Source organism: Xanthomonas sp. F10 (assembly GCF_014206815.1).
Classification (GTDB): domain Bacteria; phylum Pseudomonadota; class Gammaproteobacteria; order Xanthomonadales; family Xanthomonadaceae; genus Xanthomonas_A; species Xanthomonas_A indica.
Window position 1 is genome coordinate 2,525,479 of the sequence record NZ_JACHNP010000001.1, and the last position, 23,505, is coordinate 2,548,983.

A 23,505-nucleotide genomic window follows, 5' to 3' on the forward strand; every position below is an offset into this window, starting at 1 on the left:
CCTTCGATCGACCGGCTTACGGAGAGTCCGCAATGTCACGTTCCCCGCTGTTTGCCCGCAAGCTGTCCCCGCGCCATGCTGCCTGGGTGACCCCGCTGCTGCTGTCGGTGCTGATGACCTGCATCGTCTCGATGATCAGCACCCTGCGCAGCGTCGGCTTGGCGCCCGGCGTCGGCACGCTCTGGCTCGGCGCCTGGGCGCTGTCCTGGCTGGTCGCCTTCCCGACCCTGCTGCTGGTCCTGCCGCTGGTGCGGCGCCTGACCGGCCTGCTGGTTGCGCGCGACTGAAGGCAGTCCCGTGCCCGGGAGACGGCAACGCCTCCCGGGCACCACTCTCAGGCCGAGGCGTTGCGGTAGTCCTGGTAGGACTTCTCTTCCACGTAGCTGGAGCCCAGGGCCAGGTTGATGTCCTTCTTGAGCCGCGCGCGCTCGTCGTTTTCGTAGTACACGCTGCGCGCGAGCTTGATGAACTCCTCGTCGAAGGCCTGCGCCTTCTCCTTGATCCGGATCTCATCTTCGATCACCCACAGGCGCTCGTTGACCGCCTTCAGCTCCGCGCGCAGGCGCGCCACGTCGCCGCCGGCCGCCGGATGCGCCATCCAGGTCTTTTCCAGCGCCGACAGTTCGGCGTGCACATTGGCCAGCTTGGTCGGATCCTCGATGCGCTCGGACTTGATTTGCAGGATGGCGATCTTGTCGAGCAGTTCGCCGAAGGACACGGGCACCAGGATTTCGGACATGGCAGACACCACAAACAGGAGAAGGGAGAGTGTAACGGCCGCGTCTTAAAGCGGCGTCGGCACGCTGTCGCGCGCATCAAAAAAGCAAAAGGCCCCTGACGGGGCCTCATGCGGAACTGGCGGGAAGGGGGGATGCACTCGGTGCATGCTGCACCTCGCCCTGCGGGCGGCTGCGCCGTGCGCATCGGCTGTCGCCGATGGGTCGAACCCGCGGGGCTTCTCCCCACCCACACCTGCGCTGATCACGCTCTGCGACCGCTGAAGGGCCTGTGCGCGATAGAACTGGCGGGAAGGGGGGGATTCGAACCCCCGAGGCGCTATAAACGCCTGCCTGATTTCGAGTCAGGTACATTCAACCACTCTGCCACCTTCCCGGGTGGTCCCCGGCGGACCGGGGGCGTGCATCATACGGTTCCCGCCGCGCGCGGACAAGCGGCCCGGCGCCGACGCCTCCACAGGCGCCCGGCGGCGCGGGGCGATGAACCCCGCCTGCTTGGCGCTGCGCCCGGCGATTGCCTGATCCGCGCGCGACCGCGATGATGCCCCTCGACCCCAGAAAACACCGGCCGGCCGCAGGCGCGCAATGATCGAATTCGGACACCTCACCCACGTCGGCCTGCGCCGCGACCTCAACGAGGACACCTACTACGGCGACCACGAACTGGGGCTGTGGCTGGTGGCCGATGGCATGGGCGGCCATGCCTGCGGCGAGGTCGCCAGCGCCCTGGCGCGCGAGGCCATCGTCCGCGAAGTGCGCGGCGGCACCGCGCTGGCGCAGGCCATCCGCATCGCCGACGAGGAAATCATCCGCGCCTCGCAGCGCCGCAACGACACCCTGCCGATGGGTACCACGGTGGTGGCCGCGCGGGTACAGGGCAACCGCTTCGAGGTGGCCTGGGTCGGCGACAGCCGCGCCTACCTGTGGCGCGACGGCAAGCTGGCCCAGCTCAGCCAGGACCACAGCTACGTGCAGGAACTGATCGCCCAGGGCGCCCTCACCGCCGAGCAGGCCCGCGCGCATCCGCACCGCAACGTGGTCACCCAGGCATTGGGCGTCACCGACCCGCAGCACCTGAACGTGGCCACGATGACCGGCGAACTGCGCCCGGGCATGCGCCTGCTGCTGTGCAGCGACGGGCTGACCGAGGAAGTGGACGATGCCGGCCTGGCCAGCGCGTTGGGCCACGACGACTGCAGCGCGCAGGAGTGCGTGGACATGCTGGTCGCCGCTGCGCTCGACGAAGGCGGCTCGGACAACATCACCGCGATCCTGGTGCGCTGCCACTGAATTCGGTGCGGCGCGGCCGCCGCTCCGTCCGCGCAACCCACGTCAGGGCACCGCTGGATACTTGCAGTCTTAACGCTCAAGTCGGCCAGGCTGGCCTGTAGGAGCGGCTGCAGCCGCGACGGGGCTTTACCGGGAACGCTCCATCGCGGCTGAAGCCGCTCCTACAACATCCGTCCCGTCGTCATTCGAGGCGTCCTCAGCCGGCCACCGCTTCCGCCACGACCGGTTCGGCGTCGTCCCACAGCGCGCGGCCGGCCTTCTTGCGCAGCTTCTCCAGCCGCGCCTGGTGCGCCTCCAGCTCCGAGGCGGTCGGCAACACCCGCGGCCGCGGCAGCAGCATCGTCATGTCGAACGCCGGCCCCTGCGCGGCCGCATGCGCGGCGCCGTCCTCGGCCAGGGCGAAACCGATCTCTTCCTGACCCGAGGTCAGCGCGATGTACACGTCGCTGAGGATCTGCGCATCGAGCAGCGCGCCATGCAGCTGCCGGTGCGAGTTGTCCACGCCCAGCCGCTTGCACAGCGCGTCCAGCGAATTGCGCTGGCCGGGGAAGCGCTCCCGCGCCAGCAGCAGGGTGTCGATCACCGTGGCGCGGTCGAGGATGCGGCCGTAGGACTCGCCCAGCCGCGACAGCTCGTAGTCCAGGAACCCCAGGTCGAACGACGCGTTGTGGATGATCAGCTCGGCGCCGTCGATGAACTCCAGGAATTCATCGACCACCTCGTGGAATTCCGGCTTGTCGGCGAGGAAGTCCAGGGTCAGGCCGGTGACTTCCTGCGCGCCGGGTTCGAAATCGCAGTCCGGGCGCAGGTAGCGGTGGAAGTTGCGCCCGCTGGGGCGGCGTTCGAGCAGTTCCACCGCGCCGATTTCGACGACGCGGTTGCCCTTCTTCCATTCCAGGCCGGTGGTTTCGGTATCGAGGATGATCTGACGCATGGGACTCGCAGCTGAGAAGGAAGACAGGATCAGGTCGCGACCGCGGCGCCGCCGGCGCGCACGTGCAGGGCCTGGTTGCGCGCCAGCTGGTCGACCCGCTCGTTGTCCGGGTCGCCGTTGTGGCCCTTGACCCAGCGCCAGTCGATCGTATGCCGCTGCGCGGCGGCGTGCAGCCGTTCCCACAGGTCGCGGTTCTTGACCGGATCGCCGCCGGCGGTCTTCCACTGCCGCCGCACCCAGCCCGGCATCCATTCAGTGATGCCCTGGCGCACGTACTGCGAGTCGGTGTGCAGCACGATCTGGCACGGCTCGTTGAGCGTCTCCAGGGCCATGATCGCGGCCATCAGCTCCATGCGGTTGTTGGTGGTGTGCGCCTCGGCGCCGGCCACTTCGCGCTCCAGTCCCTTGTAGCGCAGCAACGCGGCCCAGCCGCCGGGGCCGGGATTGCCGAGGCAGGCGCCATCGGTATGGATGTCGACAGTCTTCATGAAACTCCGCAAATCAAATGGAAGCGATCGAGCCGCGCCAGCGGACCGGCGCGCGCAACGGGATGGGGCCGATGCCGGCGGCGGTGCGTTTCTCGGCCTGCAGCAGGCAGACCGCGCGCAGCGGTGCGGCGGAGGTGGCCGGGCCGACGCCGCCGCGGGTCGGCCATACCGGCCCGAGATAGCGCAGTTGCTCCACGCACGGCAGGCCGGTCTGCTCGAGCAGGCCGCGCCAGCTGCCCGGCGGGCGCGCCACCAGGCCCTGCCGCCGCCAGCGCAGCCGGTACGGGCTCATCGCGTTGAGCGCGAACAGCCACAGGCGGCCGCCCGGCATCAGGATGCGCTCGCATTCCTCCAGCAGCGCCGCCGCGTCGGCGGCGAGCACGTGCTGCAGGACGATCGCGTTGACGCTCTCCGACGGCAGCGGCAGCGGCAAGGTGCACACCAGGTCGCCGGCATAGCCGCGGGCGCTGCGGTGCAGGCGCACACCCCGCCCCGGCAACTCGCGCCCCGGGGGCGGCAGCGGCACCGGCGCCAACCACAGCCAGGGCTGCGCGGGGCGCTTGAGCAGGGCGTCGAGGATCAGCGGCTGCTCGGCCTGGAGCAGCGCCTGCGCCCCGGCCGTATCAAACCAGGATGAGACGTTGGCTTGACGGGGGAGCGACACGGCAGGCATGGTGCCAATTCTATGCGACTGATCGCCCTGCCCGCATTCCAGGATAACTACATCTGGGCGATCGCCACGGACGACGGGCGTGCGCTGCTGGTCGACCCCGGCCAGGCCGAGCCGGTGCTGGAGGCCGCGGCACAGGGGCTGCAGCCCGCCGCCATCCTGCTCACCCACCACCACGACGACCACATCGGCGGCGTCGCCACGCTGCGCGAGCGCTGGCCGGACCTGCCGGTGTACGCGCCGGACGATCCGCGGATCGCCGGATTTCCGTGCGAGCGGGTCGGCGACGGCGACATCGTGAAGGTGCTGGACTGGCAGTTCGATACCCTGGCCGTCCCCGGCCACACCCGCTCGCATCTGGCGTACGTCGGCCAGGGCCACCTGTTCAGCGGCGATACGCTGTTCAGCCTGGGCTGTGGGCGCATGTTCGAAGGTACGCCCTCCCAGATGTTGGGTTCGCTGCAGCGCCTGTCCGCCCTCCCGGGGCAGACGCTGGTCTGCTGCGGACACGAATACACCTTGGCCAATGCGGCATTCGCCGTCACGGTCGATCCCACCAACGCTGCCCTGCGGCAGCGCCATCAGGAAGCCCAGGCCATGCGTCATGCTGCCCGCCCCACCGTTCCCGTCACACTCGCCAGCGAACTGGCGACCAATCCGTTCCTGCGCACCGCCTCGGCGGCGATCCAGCAGGCGATCGGCGCCCGGCTCGGCCGGGGGGTGTCCGACGAGGTGGAAGTCTTCGCCGAACTGAGGCGCTGGAAAGACGATTTCCGCGCATGAGGGCGCTGGCGTTGACGGCGGCGCTGACGCTGGCGATGGCGTCGGCGGCGCCCCCCGCGGCGGCCGCGACCCCGCTTGCGGCGGCACTCGAGCAGACCGTGGCCGGCCTGAACGGTCTGCCGACGGATGCGGCGGCGCTACCGCCGCCCACCACCCGTAACGGGCACGACATCCTCGCCCGCTTCCGCGACGGCCTGGCCGACGCGCGTTGCGACGCCGGCGCCACTGATGCGCGCTGGCAGCAGCAGTTCTCGCGCGCGCCCTCGCGTCTGGCCGACGAGGATGAGGACGTACTGCCGCTGTTCGGCTACGTGGTCGACGAACTGCGCGCGGCCAACCTGCCGACCGAGTTCGCGCTGATCCCGTTCGTGGAGAGCGGCTACCGCCCGGCCGCGCGCAACAGCAGCGGCCCCGCAGGCCTATGGCAGTTCATCCCCGGCACCGCGCGCAACCACGATGTCCCGCTGGAGAACGGCTACGACGGCCGCCTGTCCGCGGTGGACTCCACCCGCGCCGCGGTGCGCTACCTGAAGACCCTGCACGGCATGTTCGGCGGCGACTGGCGCCTGGCGATCATGGCCTACAACGCCGGCGAGTACCGCGTGCTGCAGTCGATGCGCCGCGCCGGCATGAATGCGCAGAACGCCCAGCCGGACAAGCTGCCCGGGCTGTCCTCGGTCACCTATGCCTACGTCGAGAAGCTGCACGCGCTGGCCTGCGTGCTGGAACAGGCGCAGACCCGCGACGAATGGATGGCGTCCCTGGATCGCGACGTGCCGATCCTGCAGGCGCAGACGCTGCCGGCCGGGATGGCGCTGGACGACTGGGCACGGCGCCAGGCGCTGCAGGGCAACCAGCTCGCACGGCTGAATCCGGCCCTGGGCAGCGGCCGCAGCGCCAAGCGCGCGCTGCCGGTGCTGGCGCCCCGCAGCCTGGGCGGCCCCGTGCTGGCCCAGGACACCGCACTGCCGGCGCAGGACGACGCCCCGGTCGTCGCCACCGTGGCCAGCACCGACGACAGCCCCGCGCCGCGCCGTGGCGCACGCGCTGGTGCGCGCTCCCGCCACACCCACACCGTGCGCGACGGCGACACCGCCTGGAACATCGCCAAGCGCTACGGCATCACCGTACAGGCGCTGTTGATGAAGAACGGCCTGTCCGCACGCAGCGTGCTGCGCCCCGGCATGGTGCTGAGCTACGAGGACTGACGCGTTCCCGCCACGGCGGGACGACGTCCGTTACAGGCGACAACGCCGGCGGTTGTGCCCATGCCGCGGAGACGGCCGCCCATTGCCGCCGGCCCGAACGGCGCCTACACCGCCACGCGCGTCTGCAATGCAGGCTGGTACCGGGCCCAGCACCGACGGCAACCGCGCGCACTGACCCTCCAAGAGCAAGTCCGGCCTCGATCACCGCTTAGCGCGCAGGGCCTCGCGCCAGCCGAAGCGGCGGCCGTACCGCCTGCCGCCCATTCACGCCACCACTCGAACCTGCCGGCGATCGACAGGCGCACGCCGCGCACTTGCGCGCCAACGTTGCGCACTTCCCGCGGCAACGCGCGCATGTGGACACCCCTGAAACGCAACAGGCCCGGCAAAGCCGGGCCTGTTGCGTCATCTCCCGCGTCGGCGGCGCCGCTGTTACAGCTGCGACTCCTGCACGCTGATCTTGTAGTGCTTGCGCATCGCATCGACGTAGGCCTTGGCATCGGCCGCGCCGTCGATCTGCGCCAGCTGCTGCTGGAACATGGTCTGCTGCTCGGCCGGTACCTTGCTCAGGTCGCCCGGCGTCACCTTGGTGACCGCGAACAGCGCATAGCGCTTGCCCACCGTGCCCGGGGCCGCAGGCAGTTCGACCTTGCCCACCGACGGCTTGCCGTCGACCGGCTGCGGTGCGCTGAAGATCGCCTGGCTGGCCTGCGCGCTCGGCATCGGCACGTTGCGCGGCAAACCCGGCATCGGGTTGATCTGCAGCTTCTCCGCGCCGGCCAGGGCCTGCAGGCTCTCGCCCTTGCGCAGGCGCGCCAGCAGCGCGTCGGCCTTGGCGGCGGCGGCCTTGGCGGTGCGGTCGGCATGCACCGCGGCCACCACCTGCTCGTGCACCTTGGCCAGCGGCTGGATCTGCTCCGGCTGGTGCTGGGTCACGCGGATCAGCACGCTGTGGTTCGGCCCGAGGTTGATCGGGTCGCTGACCGTGCCGTCCTGCACCAGGGTGTCGGAGAACGCGGCGCGCAGCACCGCCGGCTGTGCGGCGATGCCGCTGGCGTTGGCGCGCGAGAACGGCCCCAGCGTCTGCACCGGCAGACCCACTTCCTTCGCGGCCGAGGCCAGCGCGGTCGGGTTCTTGTAGACCAGGTCCACCAGCTTGCCGCTCAACTCGCTGAAGGCCTTCTCGCTGTCGGCCTTCAACTGCTCGCTGGCGAGCTGGTCGCGCACCTGCTCGAACGACTTGCCTTCGCCGCCCTTGACCTGGCGCAGCTGGATGATGTGATAGCCGAATTCGCTCTTCACCGGGCCGACGATCTCGCCGGGCTTCATCGCGAACAGCGCATCCTCGAACGGCTTCACCATCACGCCCTTCTCCACCCAGCCCAGATCGCCACCGGCGTTCTTGGAGCCCGGGTCGTCGGAGTTGGCGCGGGCCAGCGCGGCGAAATCGGCGCCGGGCTGCTTGGCTTCGGCCGCCAGCTTGGCCGCCTTGGCCTCGGCCGCCTTCTGCGAGGCCGCGTCCTTGCCGGCGCTGATCAGGATGTGCGAGGCCAGTCGCTGGTCGGGCTCGACGAAGCGCGCCTTCTCATCGTCGTAGCGCTTGCGCAGCGTCGCCTCGTCGGCCGGCTTGACCGGCGGCAGGTTGGCCGCATTGAGGTCGACGTACTCGATCGTCACGGTTTCCGGCTGCTTGAAGTCGGACTTGTGCGAGTCGTACCACTGCTGCACCTGCGCGTCGCTCACCGGCGCGGTATCGGCCGGCATCTCCGGCAGCAACGCCATTTCCACGTCGCGGGTCTCGCCCAGCATCTTCAGCAGGCGATCGGTCTCCTGCTTGGTGGCGAACGCCGATTCTGCGAGGCCGGACGGAATCACCGACTGCTGCAGCGCATCGCGCACCAACTGCTGGAACATGGTCGGCGTGCGCGGCGGCGTGCCCGAGGCCAGGGCCAGGCGGTAGCGCTCCGGATCGAACTTGCCGTCGTTCTGGAACGCAGGCATGGCGCTGATGTAATCGCGTACCGCGGCATCGCCGATGACCACGCCGGCGCGTTCGGCCGACAGCTTGGCCACCTGCTCGTCGATCAACTGATCGAGCAGCTTGCGCTTGTTGTCGATGCTTTCGAACGCACGCGGATCGAAATCCTCGCCCTGTTGCTCGCGCGCCTGGATGCGCGCCTGCTCGAAGCGGGTACGGAACTGTTCCGTGCTCACTTCGTGGTGCTGCCACAGCAGCGACACCGGCCACCACGACGGCGCCGACGACCACCACGAGGGCGGTGCCTGCACCTTGGCGACATTGTTGGCACCGACGCCACCGAGGTAGCTGTTGTCGATGACGAACAGGAACGGAATCATCAACAGACCGATGATCGCGGTGGCGATCCAGCCCGAGGTCTTTTCGCGAAGTTTCTGCAGCATTGGGAACCGACGGCCTATTGGCGAGCCGCGCAGTTTAACCCGCTTCACGCCCTGCGGCAGAACCGCCGGCCCGGCCCCCGCGCCGGTCATGCGCCGCGGCGGCGGATCGGGAGCGGGCAGCGGACGAAAACAGGCGTGACGCAGAAAAAAGAAACCCCCGATCGCTCGGGGGTTTCGCGTACAAATGGCGGAGTGGACGGGACTCGAACCCGCGACCTCCGGCGTGACAGGCCAGCATTCTAACCGACTGAACTACCACTCCGCGTTTGAACGGAGGCGGGCGCGAGGCCCGCTTTCCCGAAGTGGCCGGGCCAACGCTGGTGCGTGGCGGCGACTGCGAGAAACGAAACCCCCGATCGCTCGGGGGCTTCGGTACAACTGGCGGAGTGGACGGGACTCGAACCCGCGACCTCCGGCGTGACAGGCCAGCATTCTAACCGACTGAACTACCACTCCGCTTTTGAAACTTGTCGCTTGGTGCTCTGGTGGGTGCTGAGGGTTTCGAACCCCCGACCCTCTCCGTGTAAAGGAGACGCTCTACCGCTGAGCTAAGCACCCTAGCGAGTCGATTAGTTTACGGCATCCTTCAGCGCTTTACCAGCCTTGAACGTCGGATTCTTCGACGCGGCGATCTTGATGGAGTCGCCGGTCTTCGGGTTGCGGCCGGTGCGCTCGGCACGGTCGCGCACCTGGAAGGTGCCGAAGCCCACGAGCGTGACGCTGTCGCCCTTCTTCAGGGCCTTGGTCACTTCCGACACGAAGGCGTCGATGGCACGACCGGCTTCGGCCTTGGAAATATCGGCGGCAGCGGCGATCGCGTCGTTCAGTTCGGCTTTATTCATTTCTTGATGACTCCATGTGCGGCAGAAGACCGCGGATTGAGGATCGGGTGTCGGCGTGGCCTGCCTCGCCTGAGCGAGACCCCGATGGATATGTTTTGCACTACCAAGCACGCCCGTTCGCGGTGCTCGCAAGCGCTGCATTTATACCAGCGGGCCCATACCCGCGCAAGCCGAAAAGCCAACAACGGCGCGGGTTTGGGCCGTTTGCGCGGGTGCGGTTCAGCGCGCGTCAGTGCTTGACGCGCGGGTTCGAGGATGCTTTCTGCTTGCGCCGCGACGGCGCCTGGTCGGCATCGGCGACAGGCTTCGGCGCAAGCGGACGCTCCAGCGCCAGATCCAGCACTTCGTCGATCCACTTCACCGGCACGATCTTCAGATCGCGGGTGACGTTCTCCGGGATGTCGGCCAGATCCTTGCGGTTCTCCTCCGGGATCAGCACGGTACGGATGCCGCCGCGCAGCGCGGCCAGCAGCTTCTCCTTGAGGCCACCGATCGCCGAGACGCGGCCACGCAGGGTGATCTCACCGGTCATCGCCACGTCCGCCTTCACCGGCACCTTGGTCAGCATCGACACCAGCGAGGTCACCATCGCGATGCCGGCACTGGGGCCGTCCTTCGGCGTCGCGCCATCGGGCACGTGCAGATGCACGTCGTGCTTCTGCAGGAAGTCCGCCTCGATGCCGAGCCGCTCGGCGCGCGAACGCACCACCGACAACGCCGCCGACGCCGATTCCTTCATCACATCGCCGAGCTGGCCGGTCAGGATCACCGCGCCCTTGCCCGGGACCAGGGTCGATTCGATCTGCAGCAGATCGCCACCGACCTCGGTCCAGGCCAGGCCGGTCACCAGGCCGATCTCGTTCTGCTCCTCGGCACGGCCGAAGTCGTAGCGGCGCACGCCCAGGTACTTGTCCAGGTTCTTCGAGCCGACGACGACCCGCGCCTTGTCCTTGCGCGCGACGCCCTTCTTCGCCGCAGCCTTCTTCGCCAGGGCTGCCGGCTGCGGACCGGCCAGGGCGATTTCCTTGACCACCTTGCGGCAGATCTTGGCGACTTCACGCTCGAGGTTGCGCACGCCGGATTCGCGCGTGTAGTAGCGCACGACGTCGCGGATCGCGTCGGCACCGATCTCCAGCTCATCCTGCTTCAGGCCATTGGCCTTGAGCTGCTTGGGTACCAAGTAGCGCGTGGCGATGTTGAGCTTCTCGTCCTCGGTGTAGCCGGGGATACGGATCACTTCCATGCGGTCCAGCAGCGGACCGGGGATGTTCAGCGAATTGGAGGTCGCCACGAACATCACTTCGGACAGGTCCAGGTCCACTTCCAGGTAATGGTCGTTGAAGGCGTTGTTCTGCTCGGGGTCGAGCACTTCCAGCAGCGCCGACGACGGATCGCCACGGAAGTCCATCGACATCTTGTCGATTTCGTCGAGCACGAACAGCGGATTCTTGCTGCCGACCTTGTTGAGGTTCTGCACGATGCGGCCCGGCATCGAGCCGACATAGGTACGGCGGTGACCGCGGATCTCCGCCTCGTCGCGCACGCCGCCCAGCGACATGCGCACGAACTTGCGGTTGGTCGCCTTGGCGATGGACTGGCCCAGCGAGGTCTTGCCCACGCCCGGCGGTCCGACCAGGCACAGGATCGGCCCCTTCATCTGCTTCACCCGCGACTGCACCGCGAGGTACTCGAGGATGCGGTCCTTGACCTTCTCCAGGCCGTAGTGATCGGCGTCGAGGGTTTCCTGCGCGACCTTGAGGTCCTTGCGCACCTTGCTGCGCTTCTTCCACGGCACGCCCAGCAGCCAGTCGAGGTAGTTGCGCACCACCGCGGCTTCGGCCGACATCGGCGACATCTGCTTGAGCTTGTTGAGTTCGGCCTTGGCCTTGGTCTCCACCGGCTTGGGCATGCCGGCCTCGGCGATCTTGCGCGCCAGCTCCTCCAGCTCGCCCGGCGCGTCGTCGAGGTCGCCCAGTTCCTTCTGGATCGCCTTCATCTGCTCGTTGAGGTAGTACTCGCGCTGGCTCTTCTCCATCTGCGACTTGACCCGGCCGCGGATGCGCTTCTCCAGCTGCTGCACGTCGATCTCGCCGTCGACCAGGCCGACCAGCATCTCCAGGCGCTCGCCCACTTCCAGCGTTTCCAGCAGGCGCTGCTTGTCGGCCAGGCGCACGCCGATGTGCGCGGCGATGGTGTCGGCCAGGCGGCCGGGCTCGTCGATGCCGGACAGGGTCTGCAGCAGTTCCGGCGGCAGCTTGCGGTTGGTCTTGACGTACTGCTCGAACAGCGACATCAGCGAACGCGCGATCGCCTCGACCTCGCGCTCCTCGCGCGATTCGGCGGCATCGATCTCGCGGCCTTCGCCCTGCAGCGCGCCGTCGCGCTCGGCGACCTTGTCGACGCTGACCCGCGACAGGCCCTCGACCAGCACCTTGATGGTGCCGTCGGGCAGCTTCAGCAGTTGCAGCACCTGCGCCAGCGTGCCGACGTTGTACAGGTCGGCCGCCGCCGGATCGTCGGTCTCGGCGGATTTCTGCGCGACCAGCAGGATGCGCTTGTCGGCCTCCATCGCGTGCTCGAGCGCGCGCATGGATTTGTCGCGACCGACGAACAGCGGGATGACCATGTGCGGGAAGACCACGACGTCGCGCAACGGCAGGACCGGCAGGTCGAGGACTTCGGATTGGGACTGGGCCATGAGGATTCCGATTTGGGAGGCGGGAACGCGATGCGGGCGGCCATAAAAACGCCGATGGCCCCGTTATGGGGCCATCGGCTGGACGATGCAAGGGGAGCGCAGAACCCCTTTATGTTTCAGCGACTTACCGGCAGGCCTGGGGCACGCGACGGGGTCGCCGCGCAGCACCGGCCCGGGTCACTCCGCGGAGGCGACCTTGGGCGGCGCCGGCGGGGTCTGGTAGATCAGGTACGGCTCGGACTTGTGCTCGATCACCGACTCATCCACCACCACCTTGCTGACGTTCTCCTGCGACGGCAGCTCGTACATCGTGTCCAGCAGCACCGACTCGACGATGGTGCGCAGGCCGCGCGCGCCGGTCTTGCGCTTGAGCGCCTTCTTGGCGATGGCCAGCAGCGCGTCCTGGCGGAACTCCAACTCCACGCCTTCCATCTCGAACAGCTTCTTGAACTGCTTGGTGATGGCGTTCTTGGGCTCGGTCAGGATCTTGATCAGCGCCGGCTCGTCCAGTTCCTCGAGCGTGGCGACCACCGGCAGGCGGCCGACGAACTCGGGGATCAGGCCGAACTTGATCAGGTCTTCCGGCTCGACGTCGGCCAGGATCTTGCCGACCTCGCGCTTGCGCTCGGCGCTCTTGACCTTGGCGCCGAAGCCGATGCCGCCAGCATCGTTGGAGCGCTGCTGGATCACCTTGTCCAGGCCGGCGAACGCGCCGCCGCAGATGAACAGGATGTTCTTGGTGTCCACCTGCAGGAATTCCTGCTGCGGATGCTTGCGCCCGCCCTGCGGCGGCACCGAGGCGACCGTGCCTTCGATCAGCTTCAGCAGCGCCTGCTGCACGCCTTCGCCAGACACGTCACGGGTGATCGACGGGTTCTCGCTCTTGCGCGAGATCTTGTCGATCTCGTCGATGTAGACGATGCCCTGCTGCGCCTTGTCGACATCGTAGTCGCACTTCTGCAGCAGCTTCTGGATGATGTTCTCCACGTCCTCGCCGACGTAGCCGGCTTCGGTCAGCGTGGTCGCATCGGCGATGGTGAACGGCACGTTGAGCAGGCGCGCCAGCGTCTCGGCCAGCAGCGTCTTGCCCGAGCCGGTCGGACCGACCAGCAGGATGTTGGACTTGGCCAGTTCGACCTCGTCGTTCTTCTGCCGGCTCTCGATGCGCTTGTAGTGGTTGTACACGGCCACGGCGAGCGTGCGCTTGGCGCGCTGCTGGCCGATCACGTACTGGTCGAGCACCTCGAGGATCTCGCGCGGCTTGGGCAGGCTGCTGCGTGCCGACTGCGCCTTCTCCTCAAGCTCCTCGCGGATGATGTCGTTGCACAACTCGACGCATTCGTCGCAGATGAACACGCTGGGCCCGGCGATCAGCTTACGGACCTCGTGTTGACTCTTGCCGCAGAACGAGCAGTACAGGATCTTGTTGCTGTCGCCGGAACGGCCTTGCCGGTCTTCGCTCATTGCTTCGCTTACCCAGTTACCCCACCCGATGAACGGGGGTTCGATTTCGAGAATAGCACAGGGCCGGGAGGACGCTAGCCCGACCCCGGCCCTGCGGAATACGCTGCGTTTTGCAGTACATGCAAGCCTTATGCCGGCTGGATGGACTCGTCCGGGCGACGCTCCAGCACCTGGTCGACGAGGCCGTAGGCCTGCGCGTCGACGGCGCTCTTGAAGTTGTCGCGCTCGGTGTCGCGGGCGATGGTTTCCAGCGACTGGCCGGTGTGCTTGGCCAGGATTTCGTTCAGCCGCGCGCGCAGGGTCAGGATCTCGCGGGCGTGGATGTCGATGTCGGTGGCCTGGCCCTGGAAGCCGCCCAGCGGCTGGTGGATCATCACCCGCGAGTTCGGCAGCGCATAACGCTTGCCGGCCGCGCCCGACGCCAGCAGCAGCGCGCCCATCGAGGCGGCCTGGCCGACGCAGATGGTGCTCACGTCCGGCTTGATGTACTGCATGGTGTCGTAGATCGCCATGCCGGCGGTGACCACGCCGCCCGGCGAGTTGATGTAGATGCTGATGTCCTTCTCCGGATTGTCCGCTTCCAGGAACAGCAGCTGGGCCACGATCACGTTGGCCATGTGGTCGTCGATCGGGCCGACCAGGAAGATCAGGCGCTCCTTCAACAGACGCGAATAGATGTCGTAGGCGCGCTCGCCGCGGCTGGTCTGCTCGACCACCATCGGAACCAGATTCAAGGCCTTGGTCACATTGTCCACGCGGTGATCTCCTGCTGCTCGGGGTCCGTCCCTGCACGGGGGTGTACAGGGCTTCGCATCGTGTTGCGCCCCGCCGCCGCGGGGAGGTGAAACGGGATCCGCGTCGCGCAGGCCGGCTGCGCAACGCGGCGACGCGTCGTCTTATTGACGGATCGCGTCCTGAAACGACATCGCCTGCTCGGTGTGCTGGGCGCGCTCGGCGATCCAGTCGATCACCTGCTCTTCCATCACACGGCTCTGCAGTCCTCCCATCAATTGGGGATCGTTGCGGTACATCTCAATGACCTGCTCCGGCTCTTCGTAGGTCGAGGCGATCAGGCGCAGCGTCTCCGAAACCCGCTTCGGGTCCAGGCGCAGTTCGTTGCGGCGGGCGACCTCGCCGACCAGCAGGCCGACCAGCACGCGCTTGCGCGCGGCGTCCATGAAGCCCTGGTGGGCGTCCTCCGGCACCTGGCCCGGGTCGCGGCCGGAACGGCGCAGTTGCTCGACCTGCTGCGCCAGCATGGCGCGCGCCTCGTTCTCGACCAGGCGCGGCGGCATTTCCACCGAGGCATAGGCGGCGATCAGCTGCTCGCCGACTTCGCGACGCAGGCGATTCATCAGCGCGCCCTTGAGCTCGCGCTCCAGGTTGATGCGGATGTCCTTGCGGAACTGCTCGGCATCGCCGCTCTTCACGCCGAAGCTCTTGATGAACTCCTTGTCCACCTCCGGCAGCACCGGCGCGGCCACATCGACCGCCTTCACGTGCACCTGGACCTGCTTGCCGGCGAACTGCGGCACGCGCCAGTCGGCCGGGAAGTCGACCGTCAGCGTCTTCTCTTCGTCCTTGGACAGGCCGATCAGGCCCTGCTCGATCGCCGGGAACATCACGCCCGAGCCGATCACGCTGCTGCCCTTCTCCACGCCTTCGGCCGGCAGGCGCTCGTCGCCGACCTGCGACCAGGTCTCCAGGGTCACCAGGTCGCCGTCCTGCGCCGGACGCGCGGCCGGCTGCCAGGTGCGGCGCTGCAGGCGCAGGTTCTCGATCATCTGCTCGATGTCGGCGTCGGTGACCTCGGCGGTGTGGCGGATCACCTGCAGCGTCGAGACGTCGATGTCGCCAAAGTCCGGCACCACTTCGAAGGTGGCCACGAACTGCAGCTCGTTGTCGCCGGCGCGATCGATGCGCGGGTTGCCGGCCAGGCGCAGCTCGTGCTCGCGCACGGCCGAGTCGAAGGTCTCGCGCAGCAGGCCGTCCAGCGCCTCGGCGCGGATCTGCGGCCCGAAGCGCTGCTCGATCACCTTGGCCGGAATCTTGCCCGGACGGAAGCCCTTGATCCGCGCGGTACGCGCGACTTCGCGCAGGCGGCCGCCGACATGGGTTTCCAGGCGATCCTCCGGCAGGGTGAAGGTCAGACGCCGTTCCAGGGTACCGGTGGTTTCGATCGAAGCTTGCATGTGGACTCCTGCCACCGGGAGCCCACGGCTCTCGGCACGATGTAGAAAAGTACGGGTTGGCGCGGGCACGGGACAGCCGCCGCAGCCGGATAGTTTCGCCTATTCCCGCGGCGCCTGCCAGCGCAGGGCCGGGCGGCCGCCGTGGCGACGCCGAACCCGCCATCGCCGCGAGGGGCCGTGGGGGGGTTGGATGGTGCGAAAGAGGGGACTCGAACCCCTACGCCTTGCGGCACTGGTACCTAAAACCAGGGCGTCTACCAATTCCGCCACTTTCGCGCTGCGGCGCCGGAGGGCGCCTGCCGGCACATTGTTGCAGGCCGGCCGACAAAGAAAAAGGCACCTGCCGGAGCAGGTGCCTTTCGTTTTGGTGGGCCGTCAAGGATTCGAACCTTGGACCTATTGATTAAGAGTCAACTGCTCTACCAACTGAGCTAACGGCCCTGAAACTGAGTCGCACATTCTATGTGCTTTTTTGCTTCGTTGCAACACCCCGCGAAGCATCGGGTCACGCGATCAATGGGGTGGCTGAGGGGACTCGAACCCCCGACATCTGGAATCACAATCCAGTACTCTAACCAACTGAGCTACAGCCACCATTGAAACCTTGCATCTCCTGCCCGGCGCCGGTGTTGGCGCGCCCGACAGGAATCGAACCTGTAACCGCCGGCTTAGAAGGCCGGTGCTCTATCCAGTTGAGCTACGGGCGCCCTGGCTGGATTGTCGCATTCCTTTCCGCCGTTGGACATCGGATTGGTCGGGGTAGAGGGATTCGAACCCCCGACATCCTGCTCCCAAAGCAGGCGCGCTACCAGACTGCGCTATACCCCGGCGGAACATCCCTCGCGGCCAAGGCCGGAAAGGTCGGCTATTGTGGGAAGCTTGCGGCCTGCTGTCAACGTCGCATGCACGCAACATCGCCTGCGCTATGCTCAAGCCTTGCCATCGGCATCGGCCGAGCGCCTTTTTTGAAGGAGAAAACAGCATGCTTCGCAGCGGCAATCCCGCCCTGAAGGAATCCACCTTCCTCGATCTGCGCAGCGGCACCGTGGTCTCGCCCGGGAGCAGCGCGGTCGCCGCGCGCGACAGCGGCGCGATGACACTGAACGGTACCGCCAACAAGACCGGCATCCTGCTGATGCTGACGGCGCTCACCGCCGTATTCGCCTGGAGCCAGTCGGTTTCGATCGATGCCGCGGGCAACGCGATGATCGCCCCGGGCGTGGCCGGCTACGCGCTGGGCGGCCTGATCGGCGGCTTCATCCTGGCTCTGATCACGATCTTCAAGAAGGAATGGTCGCCGATCACCGCCCCACTGTACGCGCTGGTGGAAGGCTTCTTCCTGGGATCGATCTCGGCAATGTACGAAGTGCGCTTCAACGGCATCGTGCTGCAGGCGGTGATGCTGACCTTCGGTACCCTGTTCGCGATGCTGTTCGCCTACCGCAGCGGCATGATCAAGGCCACCGAGAACTTCAAACTGGGCGTGGTCGCAGCCACCGGCGGCATCGCCCTGGTGTACCTGGCGACCATGGTGCTGGGCTTCTTCAACATCCAGATCCCCTACATCCACGCCTCCGGCACGGTCGGCATCCTGTTCAGCCTGTTCGTGGTGGTGGTGGCGGCGCTGAACCTGGTGCTGGACTTCGACTTCATCGAAAGCGGCGTCGAACAGGGCGCGCCCAAGTACATGGAGTGGTACGGCGCGTTCGGCCTGATGGTGACCCTGGTGTGGCTGTACCTGGAGTTCCTGCGCCTGCTGTCGAAGCTGCAGTCGCGGAATTGAGGCCGGGAGTCGGGAATCGGGATTGGGGAATCGCAAGAGCGACTCCCCTTTCTCGATGAGCGGACGTGGCTTCAGACAACTTGCAAGCAAAAGAAAAGGGCGCCCTGGGGCGCCCCTTCTGTTTGTGCGATCTTGCGGCGGGCTCAGAGGCGGCCGGCGATGGCCTTGGCGAAGCCCATGGTGTTGCCGCTGCCGCCCAGGTCCGGGGTCAGCCCGTCCTTGGCTTCCAGCGTGGCGACGATGGCGTTGCGCAGGCGCTCGGCGTTCTGCGGCTGGCCGATGTGGTCCAGCAGCTGCGCCGCGCCCAGCAGCAGCGCGCACGGGTTGGCCTTGCCCTGCCCGGCGATATCCGGGGCCGAGCCGTGCACGGCTTCGAAGATCGCCGCGTCCACGCCGATGTTGGCACCCGGGGCCAGGCCCAGGCCGCCGACCAGGCCGGCGCACAGATCCGACAGGATGTCGCCGAACAGGTTGGTGGTGACGATGACGTCGAACTGCTCCGGACGCATCACCAGCTGCATGCAGGCGTTGTCGACGATCATTTCCTGGAATTCGATCTCCGGGTAGTTGGCCGCCACTTCGCGCGCCACCTTCAGGAACAGGCCCGAGGTGGACTTGATGATGTTGGCCTTGTGCACCGCGGTGACCTTCTTGCGGCCGGTCGCGCGGGCCAGGTCGAAGGCGTAGCGGACGATGCGCTCGGAACCCTTGCGGGTCACCTTGGCCATCGACAGCGCGGTCTCGCCATCGGCGGACACTTCCTGGCCTTCGCTCAGGTAGGCGCCTTCGGTGTTCTCGCGCACGGTGATCAGGTCCACGCCGGCGCCGAAGCGCGACTTGGTGTTCGGGAACGACTTGGCCGGACGCACGTTGGCGTACAGGTCGAACTGGCGGCGCATGGCCACGTTGATCGAGCTGAAGCCCTCGCCCACCGGCGTGGTCAGCGGGCTCTTCAGCGCCACCTTGTTCTTTCGGATCGACTCCAACGTGGCGGCCGGCAGTAGGTCGCCGTGCTTCTCCAACGCCACCAGGCCCGCGTCGGCGTATTCGTAGGTGAGGCCGGCGTTCAGCGCGTCGAGCACGAACAGCGTGGCGTCCATGATCTCCGGGCCGATGCCATCGCCACGGATGACCGTGATTGTCTGCGTCATAGGGTTGCGGTTTCCGTACAAGAGGGGGGAGCGCCGCCCGGGAACCGGGGCTGCAGGCGCAAGGAGGTTTCAGCGGTAATTATGCCCGAAGCCGGTGAAGGCGCCCAAAACCGGGCAGCCTTCGGCAACCGGCGCCGGCGGCCGCCGGCCGACCGGGGCGGGCTCAGTCGTGCGCGTGCTGCGCCGGGGCGGCGGCCTCGCCGGCCTCCAGCGTGTCGAGGAAGTCCACGGCGCGGCGCAGGTGCGGGATCACGATCGATCCGCCGACCACCAGGCCCACCGAGAAGGTCTCGAAGAACTCCTCGCGGCTGACCCCGGCCTCCTTGCACTGGGCCACGTGGTAGCTGATGCAGTCGTCGCAGCGCAGCACCAGCGAGGCGACCAGGCCGAGCAGTTCCTTGGTCTTCACGTCCAGCGCGCCGGCCTGGTAGGTCTGGGTGTCCAGCGCGAAGAAACGCCGCACCACCTGGTTCGGCTCGGCCAGGATGCGCTGGTTCATGCGCTGGCGGAACTCGGTGAACGCGCGGACCCGGTCCTGCCCGGCCCCACCGCCCTCGCCCGTCTCGGCGCCGCTCATGCCTGCGCCTCCGGGGCGTGGCCGTCGAGCAGCGGCTCCAGCTTGCCGGCGCGGTGCAGCGCCATCATGTCGTCGTAGCCGCCGACATGGACGTCGCCGACGAAGATCTGCGGCACGCTGGTGCGCCGCGCCAGGGCCACCATCTTCTCGCGCTCGGCCGGATCCAGATCGATCCGCACCTCGTTCCAGGTCCGCCCCTTGCTCTTGAGGAAGTTCTTGGCCGCCACGCAGTACGGGCAGATCGCGGTGGAATAGAGGGTGATCGGCGGGCCGCCGGCGTGGCCGGTGTCGGCAGTTGGGTTGTCCACGGGAAACTCCGGGCGGTGTAGAAGGTCCAAGCCACTATGGTAGCGGCCGGGTGGATTTTCGAGGCCGCTGCCGCAACACTGCGAATCATCCCGGATTCACCGTCGTCCCGGACGCTCCCCGGCGTCCGCCAGCCCTCTTGGAGCCCGTCTTGCGCCTGCTGCCGCTCGCCTTCGCGATCACCCTGGCCACCGCCTGCGCCGTGGCGCCGGCCCAGGAGAACAAGCTCCCGGACATCGGCTCCTCGGCCGGCGAGCTGCTGACCCCGGCGCGCCAGGCCGAGTACGGCAAGATGATGCTGGCCGAACTGCGCAGCTACGGCTACGTGCTCGAGGACCCGCTGATCGACGACTGGCTGCAGACCATGGGCACCCGGCTCGGCGCCAACAGCGACCAGCCGCAGCAGAAATTCACCTTCTTCATGCTGCGCGACCGCCAGATCAACGCCTTCGCCACCCTCGGCGGCTACGTCGCGGTCAACGCCGGCCTGGTACTGACCGCCGAGCGCGAGGACGAGGTGGCCGCGGTGCTGTCGCACGAAATCGCCCACGTCACCCAGCAGCACGTGCTGCGCGGGGTGGAGCGGGCGCAGCGCGACCAGATCCCGATCCTGCTGGGCATGCTCGCCGCGGTGGTCGCGGCGCAGCAGGCCGGCGGGCGCTCCAGCGGCGACGCCACCCAGGCGGCGATCGCCAGCGGCCTGGGGCTGATGCAGCAGCGGCAGATCGACTACACCCGCTCCAACGAATCCGAAGCCGACCGCCTGGGCATCCGCACCCTGGCGCGCAGCGGCTACGACGTCGATGCGATGGCCGGCTTCTTCGAGCGCATGTCGCTGGCGATGCGCGGCAACCAGGGCGGCTACAGCACCCCGGACTTCCTGATGACCCACCCGGTCACCACCACCCGCATCAGCGAGGCGCGCGAGCGCGCCGAGCAGATGAAGAAGAACACCCTGACCGTGACCACCAGCGTGCCCGGCGGCACCCTGCAGGAGCGGGTCGATCCGAACGACGTGTCGCTGAGCCAGCCACTGGGCGCGCCCAGCAACCCGCTGCTGCCGGGTGGCCTGCAGTTGCCGTTCGCCAACTACGCGCGCGGCCCCAGCGGCCAGTTCGAATGGGCCCGCGAGCGGTTGCGGGTGTTCAGCGCCAACACCCCGGCCGATGCGATCCGCGAGTACGAGGGCCTGCGCCAGGGCAGCAAGCAGGGCCTGAGCGATGCCCAGCGCTACGGCCTGGCGCTGGCGCGGCTGCGCGCCGGCGGCGCCGCAAAGGACGTCGCGCAGACCCTGGAGGGCCTGCTGCAGGCGCACCCGGACAACTGGTGGCTGACCGTGGCGGTCGCCGAGGCCGAGGCCAAGGCTGGCCGCAGCCAGGCCGCCGACCAGCGCTTCGAGGCGCTGGTCAAGCGCATGCCCAGCAACCGGGCGGTGGCGCTGAGCTATGCGAGCACCCTCAACGAACAGGGCGGCCGCCAGGCCGGCCAGCGCGCCCAGGCGGTGCTGCGGCCGCTACTTGGCGCGGCCGCGGAGGACCCGGTGTTCCAGCGCACCTTCGCCCGCGCCTGCGAACTGGCCGGCGACGACACCCGCGCCGGCGAGGCCTATGCCGAGGCGGCCTATCTGAACGGGCATCCGGAGCAGGCCCTGATCCAGCTCAACAACCTCAAGAAGCGCAGCGACCTGGACTACGTGGCGCGCGCGCGCATCGATGCGCGCATCGCTGCGATCACCCCGACGGTGCTGGAACTGCGCCGCCAGGGCGTGCAGGACCCGGACATGCAACGGCGCTGAAACGCGCCCATGGCAGGCGTCACTTAAACGTAATAAAACCGTAGTCTACTGGCGACCTTCCTCCCCAGTTCCACGGTGCCGTTGTGCAGAAACGCATCCTGATCGTCGACGACGAACCGGCCATCCGCGACATGGTCGCGTTCGCCCTGCGCAAGGGCGACTTCGAGCCGGTGCATGCCGGCGATGCCCGCGAGGCGCAGACCTCGATCGCCGACCGGGTCCCGGACCTGATCCTGCTGGACTGGATGCTGCCCGGCACCAGCGGCCTGGAGCTGGCCCGGCGCTGGCGCAAGGATGCGATGACCCGCGAAGTGCCGATCATCATGCTCACCGCCCGCGGCGAGGAGAACGATCGCGTCGGCGGCCTGGAGGCCGGCGTCGACGACTACGTGGTCAAGCCGTTCTCCGCGCGCGAGCTGCTGGCGCGGATCCGCGCGGTGATGCGCCGCACCCGCGAGGACGACGAGGACGGCAGCGTCTCGGTCGGCAGCCTGCGCATCGACGGCGCCGCGCACCGGGTGTTCGCCGGCGAGGCGCCGGTGCCGATCGGCCCGACCGAGTACCGCCTGCTGCACTTCTTCATGACCCATCCCGAGCGCGTGTACAGCCGCGCGCAGCTGCTCGACCACGTCTGGGGCGGCAGCGTGTACGTGGAAGAGCGCACCATCGACGTGCACATCCGTCGCCTGCGCAAGACGCTGGAGCCGTTCGCGGTGGAAAACATGGTGCAGACCGTCCGCGGTTCCGGCTATCGCTTCTCTGCGTCCATCTGACCGCCGGCTGCGCCTGCTATAACGGCGGACGGATCACGATCCTTTGCGACAGAGTGCGTTCCCGATGCCCCGCCACATCCGCTCCGCCTGGTTGAAGACCCTCGGCACGCTCGCCGGCCTGCTGTTGCTGGCGTTGCTGATCGGCTGGATCGGCGGCCACGTGTGGATGGCGCTGACTCTGATGTCGCTGGGGGTGATGGGCTGGCACTACTGGCGGCTGCGGCGCGTGCTGCGGCGGCTGACCGCACGCCAGCGCTGGGAGCCGCCGGCCGGCACCGGGGTGTGGAACGAGCTGGACCGGCTGCTGTACCGCAGCCAGGCGGAAATGCGCGTGCGCAAGCGGCGCCTGCTGGACATGCTGCGCGCCTACCGTGCCGCCGCCGCGGCGCTGCCCGACGCGGTGGTGGTGGTGGACCGCAACAGCCAGCGCATCCAGTGGTTCAACGAGGCGGCCGGCACCCTGCTCGGCCTGCGCCATCCCGGCGACCTCGGCGCACCGGTGGTGGAACGCCTGCAGCCGATGCCGCTGGCGCACTGGCTCAGTGCCGGCCGCAACGCCGAGCCGATGCTGGACATGCCCTCGCCGGTCGATGAGCGCCTGCGCCTGAACCTGCGCCTGATCCCCTATTCCGAGGACCACTGGCTGCTGGTCGCGCGCGACGTCAGCAAGCTGCTGCAACTGGAGCAGGTGCGCCGCGATTTCGTCGCCAACGTCTCGCACGAACTGCGCACGCCGCTGACCGTGGTGCATGGCTACCTGGACATGCTGGACCCGGAGGACTTTCCGGATTCGGGGCCGATGATCGCCGAGATGCGCAAGCAGTCGCAGCGCATGACCCAACTGGTCGAGGACCTGCTGACCCTGTCGCGGCTGGAATCGCAGGAGCACGCCAACGAGGAGTCGATCGCGATGGCGCCGATGCTGGCCACGCTGCGCCGCGAGGCCGAAGCGCACAGCCAGGGCCGGCACCGCATCGAGGTCCACGACGAGGCCGATTGCGACCTGGTCGGCTCCAACAAGGAACTGCACAGCGCCTTCTCCAACCTGGTCACCAACGCGGTGCGCTACACCGCGGCCGGCGGCACCATCCGCATCCGCTTCGCCCGCGAAGGCGATGGCGCGGTGCTGTCGGTGCGCGACAGCGGCTACGGCATTCCCGCGCATCACCTGCCGCGGATCACCGAACGCTTCTACCGCGTCTCCAGCAGCCGCTCGCGCGAGAGCGGCGGCACCGGCCTGGGCCTGTCGATCGTCAAGCACGTGCTCGGCCTGCACCAGGCACGGCTGGAGATCGAGAGCGAGGTCGGCAAGGGCAGCACCTTCTCCTGCCACTTCGGTGCCGGGCGCGTGCATCCGCGGCACGACCATGCCACCCTGACCTCCGTCTAACGA

At 68.0% G+C, this 23,505-nt stretch carries 21 protein-coding genes and 9 tRNA genes; 8 read left to right on the top strand and 22 right to left on the bottom strand.

The genetic code is table 11. From position 1 onward, the window contains the following. Window positions 1-32 precede the first annotated feature (32 nt). The gene (locus tag FHR56_RS11045; protein ID WP_184502502.1) at window positions 33-287 is read left to right on the top strand and encodes a DUF2798 domain-containing protein; all 255 of its coding nucleotides are present in this window, start codon (window positions 33-35) and stop codon (window positions 285-287) included. A 47-nt stretch (window positions 288-334) separates the two neighbouring features. Here FHR56_RS11045 and FHR56_RS11050 read toward each other — a convergent pair whose 3' ends face one another. Continuing rightward, window positions 335-739, bottom strand: coding sequence for a DUF6165 family protein (locus tag FHR56_RS11050; RefSeq protein WP_184502503.1), 405 nt, complete (start codon window positions 737-739; stop codon window positions 335-337). A 283-nt stretch (window positions 740-1,022) separates the two neighbouring features. Then, window positions 1,023-1,113, bottom strand: a tRNA-Ser gene (locus FHR56_RS11055). A gap of 209 nt (window positions 1,114-1,322) precedes the next feature. Here FHR56_RS11055 and FHR56_RS11060 point away from each other — a divergent pair. Then, entirely contained in the window at window positions 1,323-2,027 is a 705-nt protein-coding gene (locus FHR56_RS11060; protein WP_048490132.1) for a protein phosphatase 2C domain-containing protein, read from the top strand. A gap of 196 nt (window positions 2,028-2,223) precedes the next feature. On the opposite strand, the gene dnaQ is transcribed toward FHR56_RS11060, so the two are convergent. Genes dnaQ through FHR56_RS11075 form a run of 3 tightly spaced genes read right to left on the bottom strand, consistent with a single transcriptional unit; the run spans window position 2,224 to window position 4,122 of the window. Next, a complete protein-coding gene (gene dnaQ / locus FHR56_RS11065) occupies window positions 2,224-2,961 on the bottom strand; it encodes a DNA polymerase III subunit epsilon (RefSeq protein WP_184502504.1) in 738 nt (245 codons plus the stop codon). Between the two features lie 29 nt (window positions 2,962-2,990). Beyond that, entirely contained in the window at window positions 2,991-3,449 is a 459-nt protein-coding gene (gene rnhA, locus FHR56_RS11070; protein ID WP_017907823.1) for a ribonuclease HI, read from the bottom strand. A 13-nt stretch (window positions 3,450-3,462) separates the two neighbouring features. Beyond that, window positions 3,463-4,122 (bottom strand): hypothetical protein, encoded by a 660-nt coding sequence (locus FHR56_RS11075; RefSeq protein WP_184502505.1) that lies wholly within the window; start codon window positions 4,120-4,122, stop codon window positions 3,463-3,465. 12 nt (window positions 4,123-4,134) lie between these two features. Here FHR56_RS11075 and gloB point away from each other — a divergent pair, with 12 nt between their 5' ends. Both gloB and FHR56_RS11085 read left to right on the top strand, forming a co-directional pair. After that, the gene (gene gloB / locus FHR56_RS11080) at window positions 4,135-4,902 is read left to right on the top strand and encodes a hydroxyacylglutathione hydrolase (RefSeq protein WP_184502506.1); all 768 of its coding nucleotides are present in this window, start codon (window positions 4,135-4,137) and stop codon (window positions 4,900-4,902) included. Beyond that, window positions 4,899-6,110, top strand: a complete 1,212-nt coding sequence (locus FHR56_RS11085; RefSeq protein ID WP_184502507.1) for a lytic transglycosylase domain-containing protein — start codon at window positions 4,899-4,901, stop codon at window positions 6,108-6,110. Before gloB ends, FHR56_RS11085 begins: the two co-directional genes overlap by 4 nt. 432 nt (window positions 6,111-6,542) lie before the next feature. Here the strand turns inward: FHR56_RS11085 and FHR56_RS11090 are convergent, their stop codons facing one another. The 14 genes from FHR56_RS11090 to FHR56_RS11155 form a co-directional block, all read right to left on the bottom strand. After that, window positions 6,543-8,531 carry a peptidylprolyl isomerase gene (locus FHR56_RS11090; protein WP_184502508.1) on the bottom strand — a complete coding sequence of 663 codons (1,989 nt, stop codon included), beginning with the start codon at window positions 8,529-8,531 and terminating at the stop codon, window positions 6,543-6,545. Between the two features lie 185 nt (window positions 8,532-8,716). After that, window positions 8,717-8,793 (bottom strand) — tRNA-Asp (locus tag FHR56_RS11095). Window positions 8,794-8,910: 117 nt separating this feature from the next. Beyond that, window positions 8,911-8,987 (bottom strand) — tRNA-Asp (locus FHR56_RS11100). A 27-nt stretch (window positions 8,988-9,014) separates the two neighbouring features. Continuing rightward, window positions 9,015-9,089 (bottom strand) — tRNA-Val (locus FHR56_RS11105). 11 nt (window positions 9,090-9,100) lie between these two features. Then, window positions 9,101-9,514 carry an HU family DNA-binding protein gene (locus tag FHR56_RS11110; protein WP_157835168.1) on the bottom strand — a complete coding sequence of 138 codons (414 nt, stop codon included), beginning with the start codon at window positions 9,512-9,514 and terminating at the stop codon, window positions 9,101-9,103. Window positions 9,515-9,602: 88 nt separating this feature from the next. Next, on the bottom strand, window positions 9,603-12,071 hold the full coding sequence (gene lon, locus FHR56_RS11115; protein ID WP_184502509.1) for an endopeptidase La: 2,469 nt from the start codon (window positions 12,069-12,071) through the stop codon (window positions 9,603-9,605). 177 nt (window positions 12,072-12,248) lie between these two features. Further along, window positions 12,249-13,535: an ATP-dependent Clp protease ATP-binding subunit ClpX gene (gene clpX / locus FHR56_RS11120; RefSeq protein WP_184502510.1), complete on the bottom strand. Its 1,287-nt coding sequence runs from the start codon at window positions 13,533-13,535 to the stop codon at window positions 12,249-12,251. A 128-nt stretch (window positions 13,536-13,663) separates the two neighbouring features. Continuing rightward, on the bottom strand, window positions 13,664-14,290 hold the full coding sequence (clpP, locus tag FHR56_RS11125) for an ATP-dependent Clp endopeptidase proteolytic subunit ClpP (protein ID WP_017907831.1): 627 nt from the start codon (window positions 14,288-14,290) through the stop codon (window positions 13,664-13,666). Window positions 14,291-14,431: 141 nt separating this feature from the next. Further along, window positions 14,432-15,727 (bottom strand): trigger factor, encoded by a 1,296-nt coding sequence (gene tig, locus FHR56_RS11130; protein ID WP_184502511.1) that lies wholly within the window; start codon window positions 15,725-15,727, stop codon window positions 14,432-14,434. A gap of 191 nt (window positions 15,728-15,918) precedes the next feature. Beyond that, window positions 15,919-16,003, bottom strand: a tRNA-Leu gene (locus FHR56_RS11135). Between the two features lie 89 nt (window positions 16,004-16,092). Beyond that, window positions 16,093-16,168, bottom strand: a tRNA-Lys gene (locus FHR56_RS11140). A 76-nt stretch (window positions 16,169-16,244) separates the two neighbouring features. Continuing rightward, window positions 16,245-16,321, bottom strand: a tRNA-His gene (locus FHR56_RS11145). Between the two features lie 36 nt (window positions 16,322-16,357). After that, window positions 16,358-16,434 (bottom strand) — tRNA-Arg (locus tag FHR56_RS11150). 44 nt (window positions 16,435-16,478) lie between these two features. Next, window positions 16,479-16,555, bottom strand: a tRNA-Pro gene (locus tag FHR56_RS11155). Between the two features lie 154 nt (window positions 16,556-16,709). Between FHR56_RS11155 and FHR56_RS11160 the strand changes: the two genes are divergently transcribed. Beyond that, window positions 16,710-17,510 (top strand): Bax inhibitor-1/YccA family protein, encoded by an 801-nt coding sequence (locus FHR56_RS11160; RefSeq protein WP_184502512.1) that lies wholly within the window; start codon window positions 16,710-16,712, stop codon window positions 17,508-17,510. 143 nt (window positions 17,511-17,653) lie between these two features. Here the strand turns inward: FHR56_RS11160 and FHR56_RS11165 are convergent, their stop codons facing one another. The 3 genes from FHR56_RS11165 to grxC form a co-directional block, all read right to left on the bottom strand. Beyond that, on the bottom strand, window positions 17,654-18,661 hold the full coding sequence (locus tag FHR56_RS11165; RefSeq protein WP_019797148.1) for an isocitrate dehydrogenase: 1,008 nt from the start codon (window positions 18,659-18,661) through the stop codon (window positions 17,654-17,656). Window positions 18,662-18,824: 163 nt separating this feature from the next. Next, a complete protein-coding gene (locus FHR56_RS11170) occupies window positions 18,825-19,238 on the bottom strand; it encodes a carboxymuconolactone decarboxylase family protein (protein WP_184502513.1) in 414 nt (137 codons plus the stop codon). After that, a complete protein-coding gene (gene grxC, locus FHR56_RS11175; protein ID WP_017907836.1) occupies window positions 19,235-19,546 on the bottom strand; it encodes a glutaredoxin 3 in 312 nt (103 codons plus the stop codon). Before grxC ends, FHR56_RS11170 begins: the two co-directional genes overlap by 4 nt. Before the next feature lie 149 nt (window positions 19,547-19,695). Between grxC and FHR56_RS11180 the strand changes: the two genes are divergently transcribed. The 3 genes from FHR56_RS11180 to phoR all read left to right on the top strand — a co-directional run bounded on the left by FHR56_RS11180 (window position 19,696) and on the right by phoR (window position 23,502). Then, window positions 19,696-21,339, top strand: a complete 1,644-nt coding sequence (locus tag FHR56_RS11180; RefSeq protein WP_184502514.1) for a M48 family metalloprotease — start codon at window positions 19,696-19,698, stop codon at window positions 21,337-21,339. Between the two features lie 83 nt (window positions 21,340-21,422). Beyond that, the gene (gene phoB, locus FHR56_RS11185) at window positions 21,423-22,112 is read left to right on the top strand and encodes a phosphate regulon transcriptional regulator PhoB (RefSeq protein WP_160959358.1); all 690 of its coding nucleotides are present in this window, start codon (window positions 21,423-21,425) and stop codon (window positions 22,110-22,112) included. A gap of 64 nt (window positions 22,113-22,176) precedes the next feature. Beyond that, entirely contained in the window at window positions 22,177-23,502 is a 1,326-nt protein-coding gene (phoR, locus tag FHR56_RS11190) for a phosphate regulon sensor histidine kinase PhoR (protein WP_184502515.1), read from the top strand. Window positions 23,503-23,505: the final 3 nt, after the last annotated feature.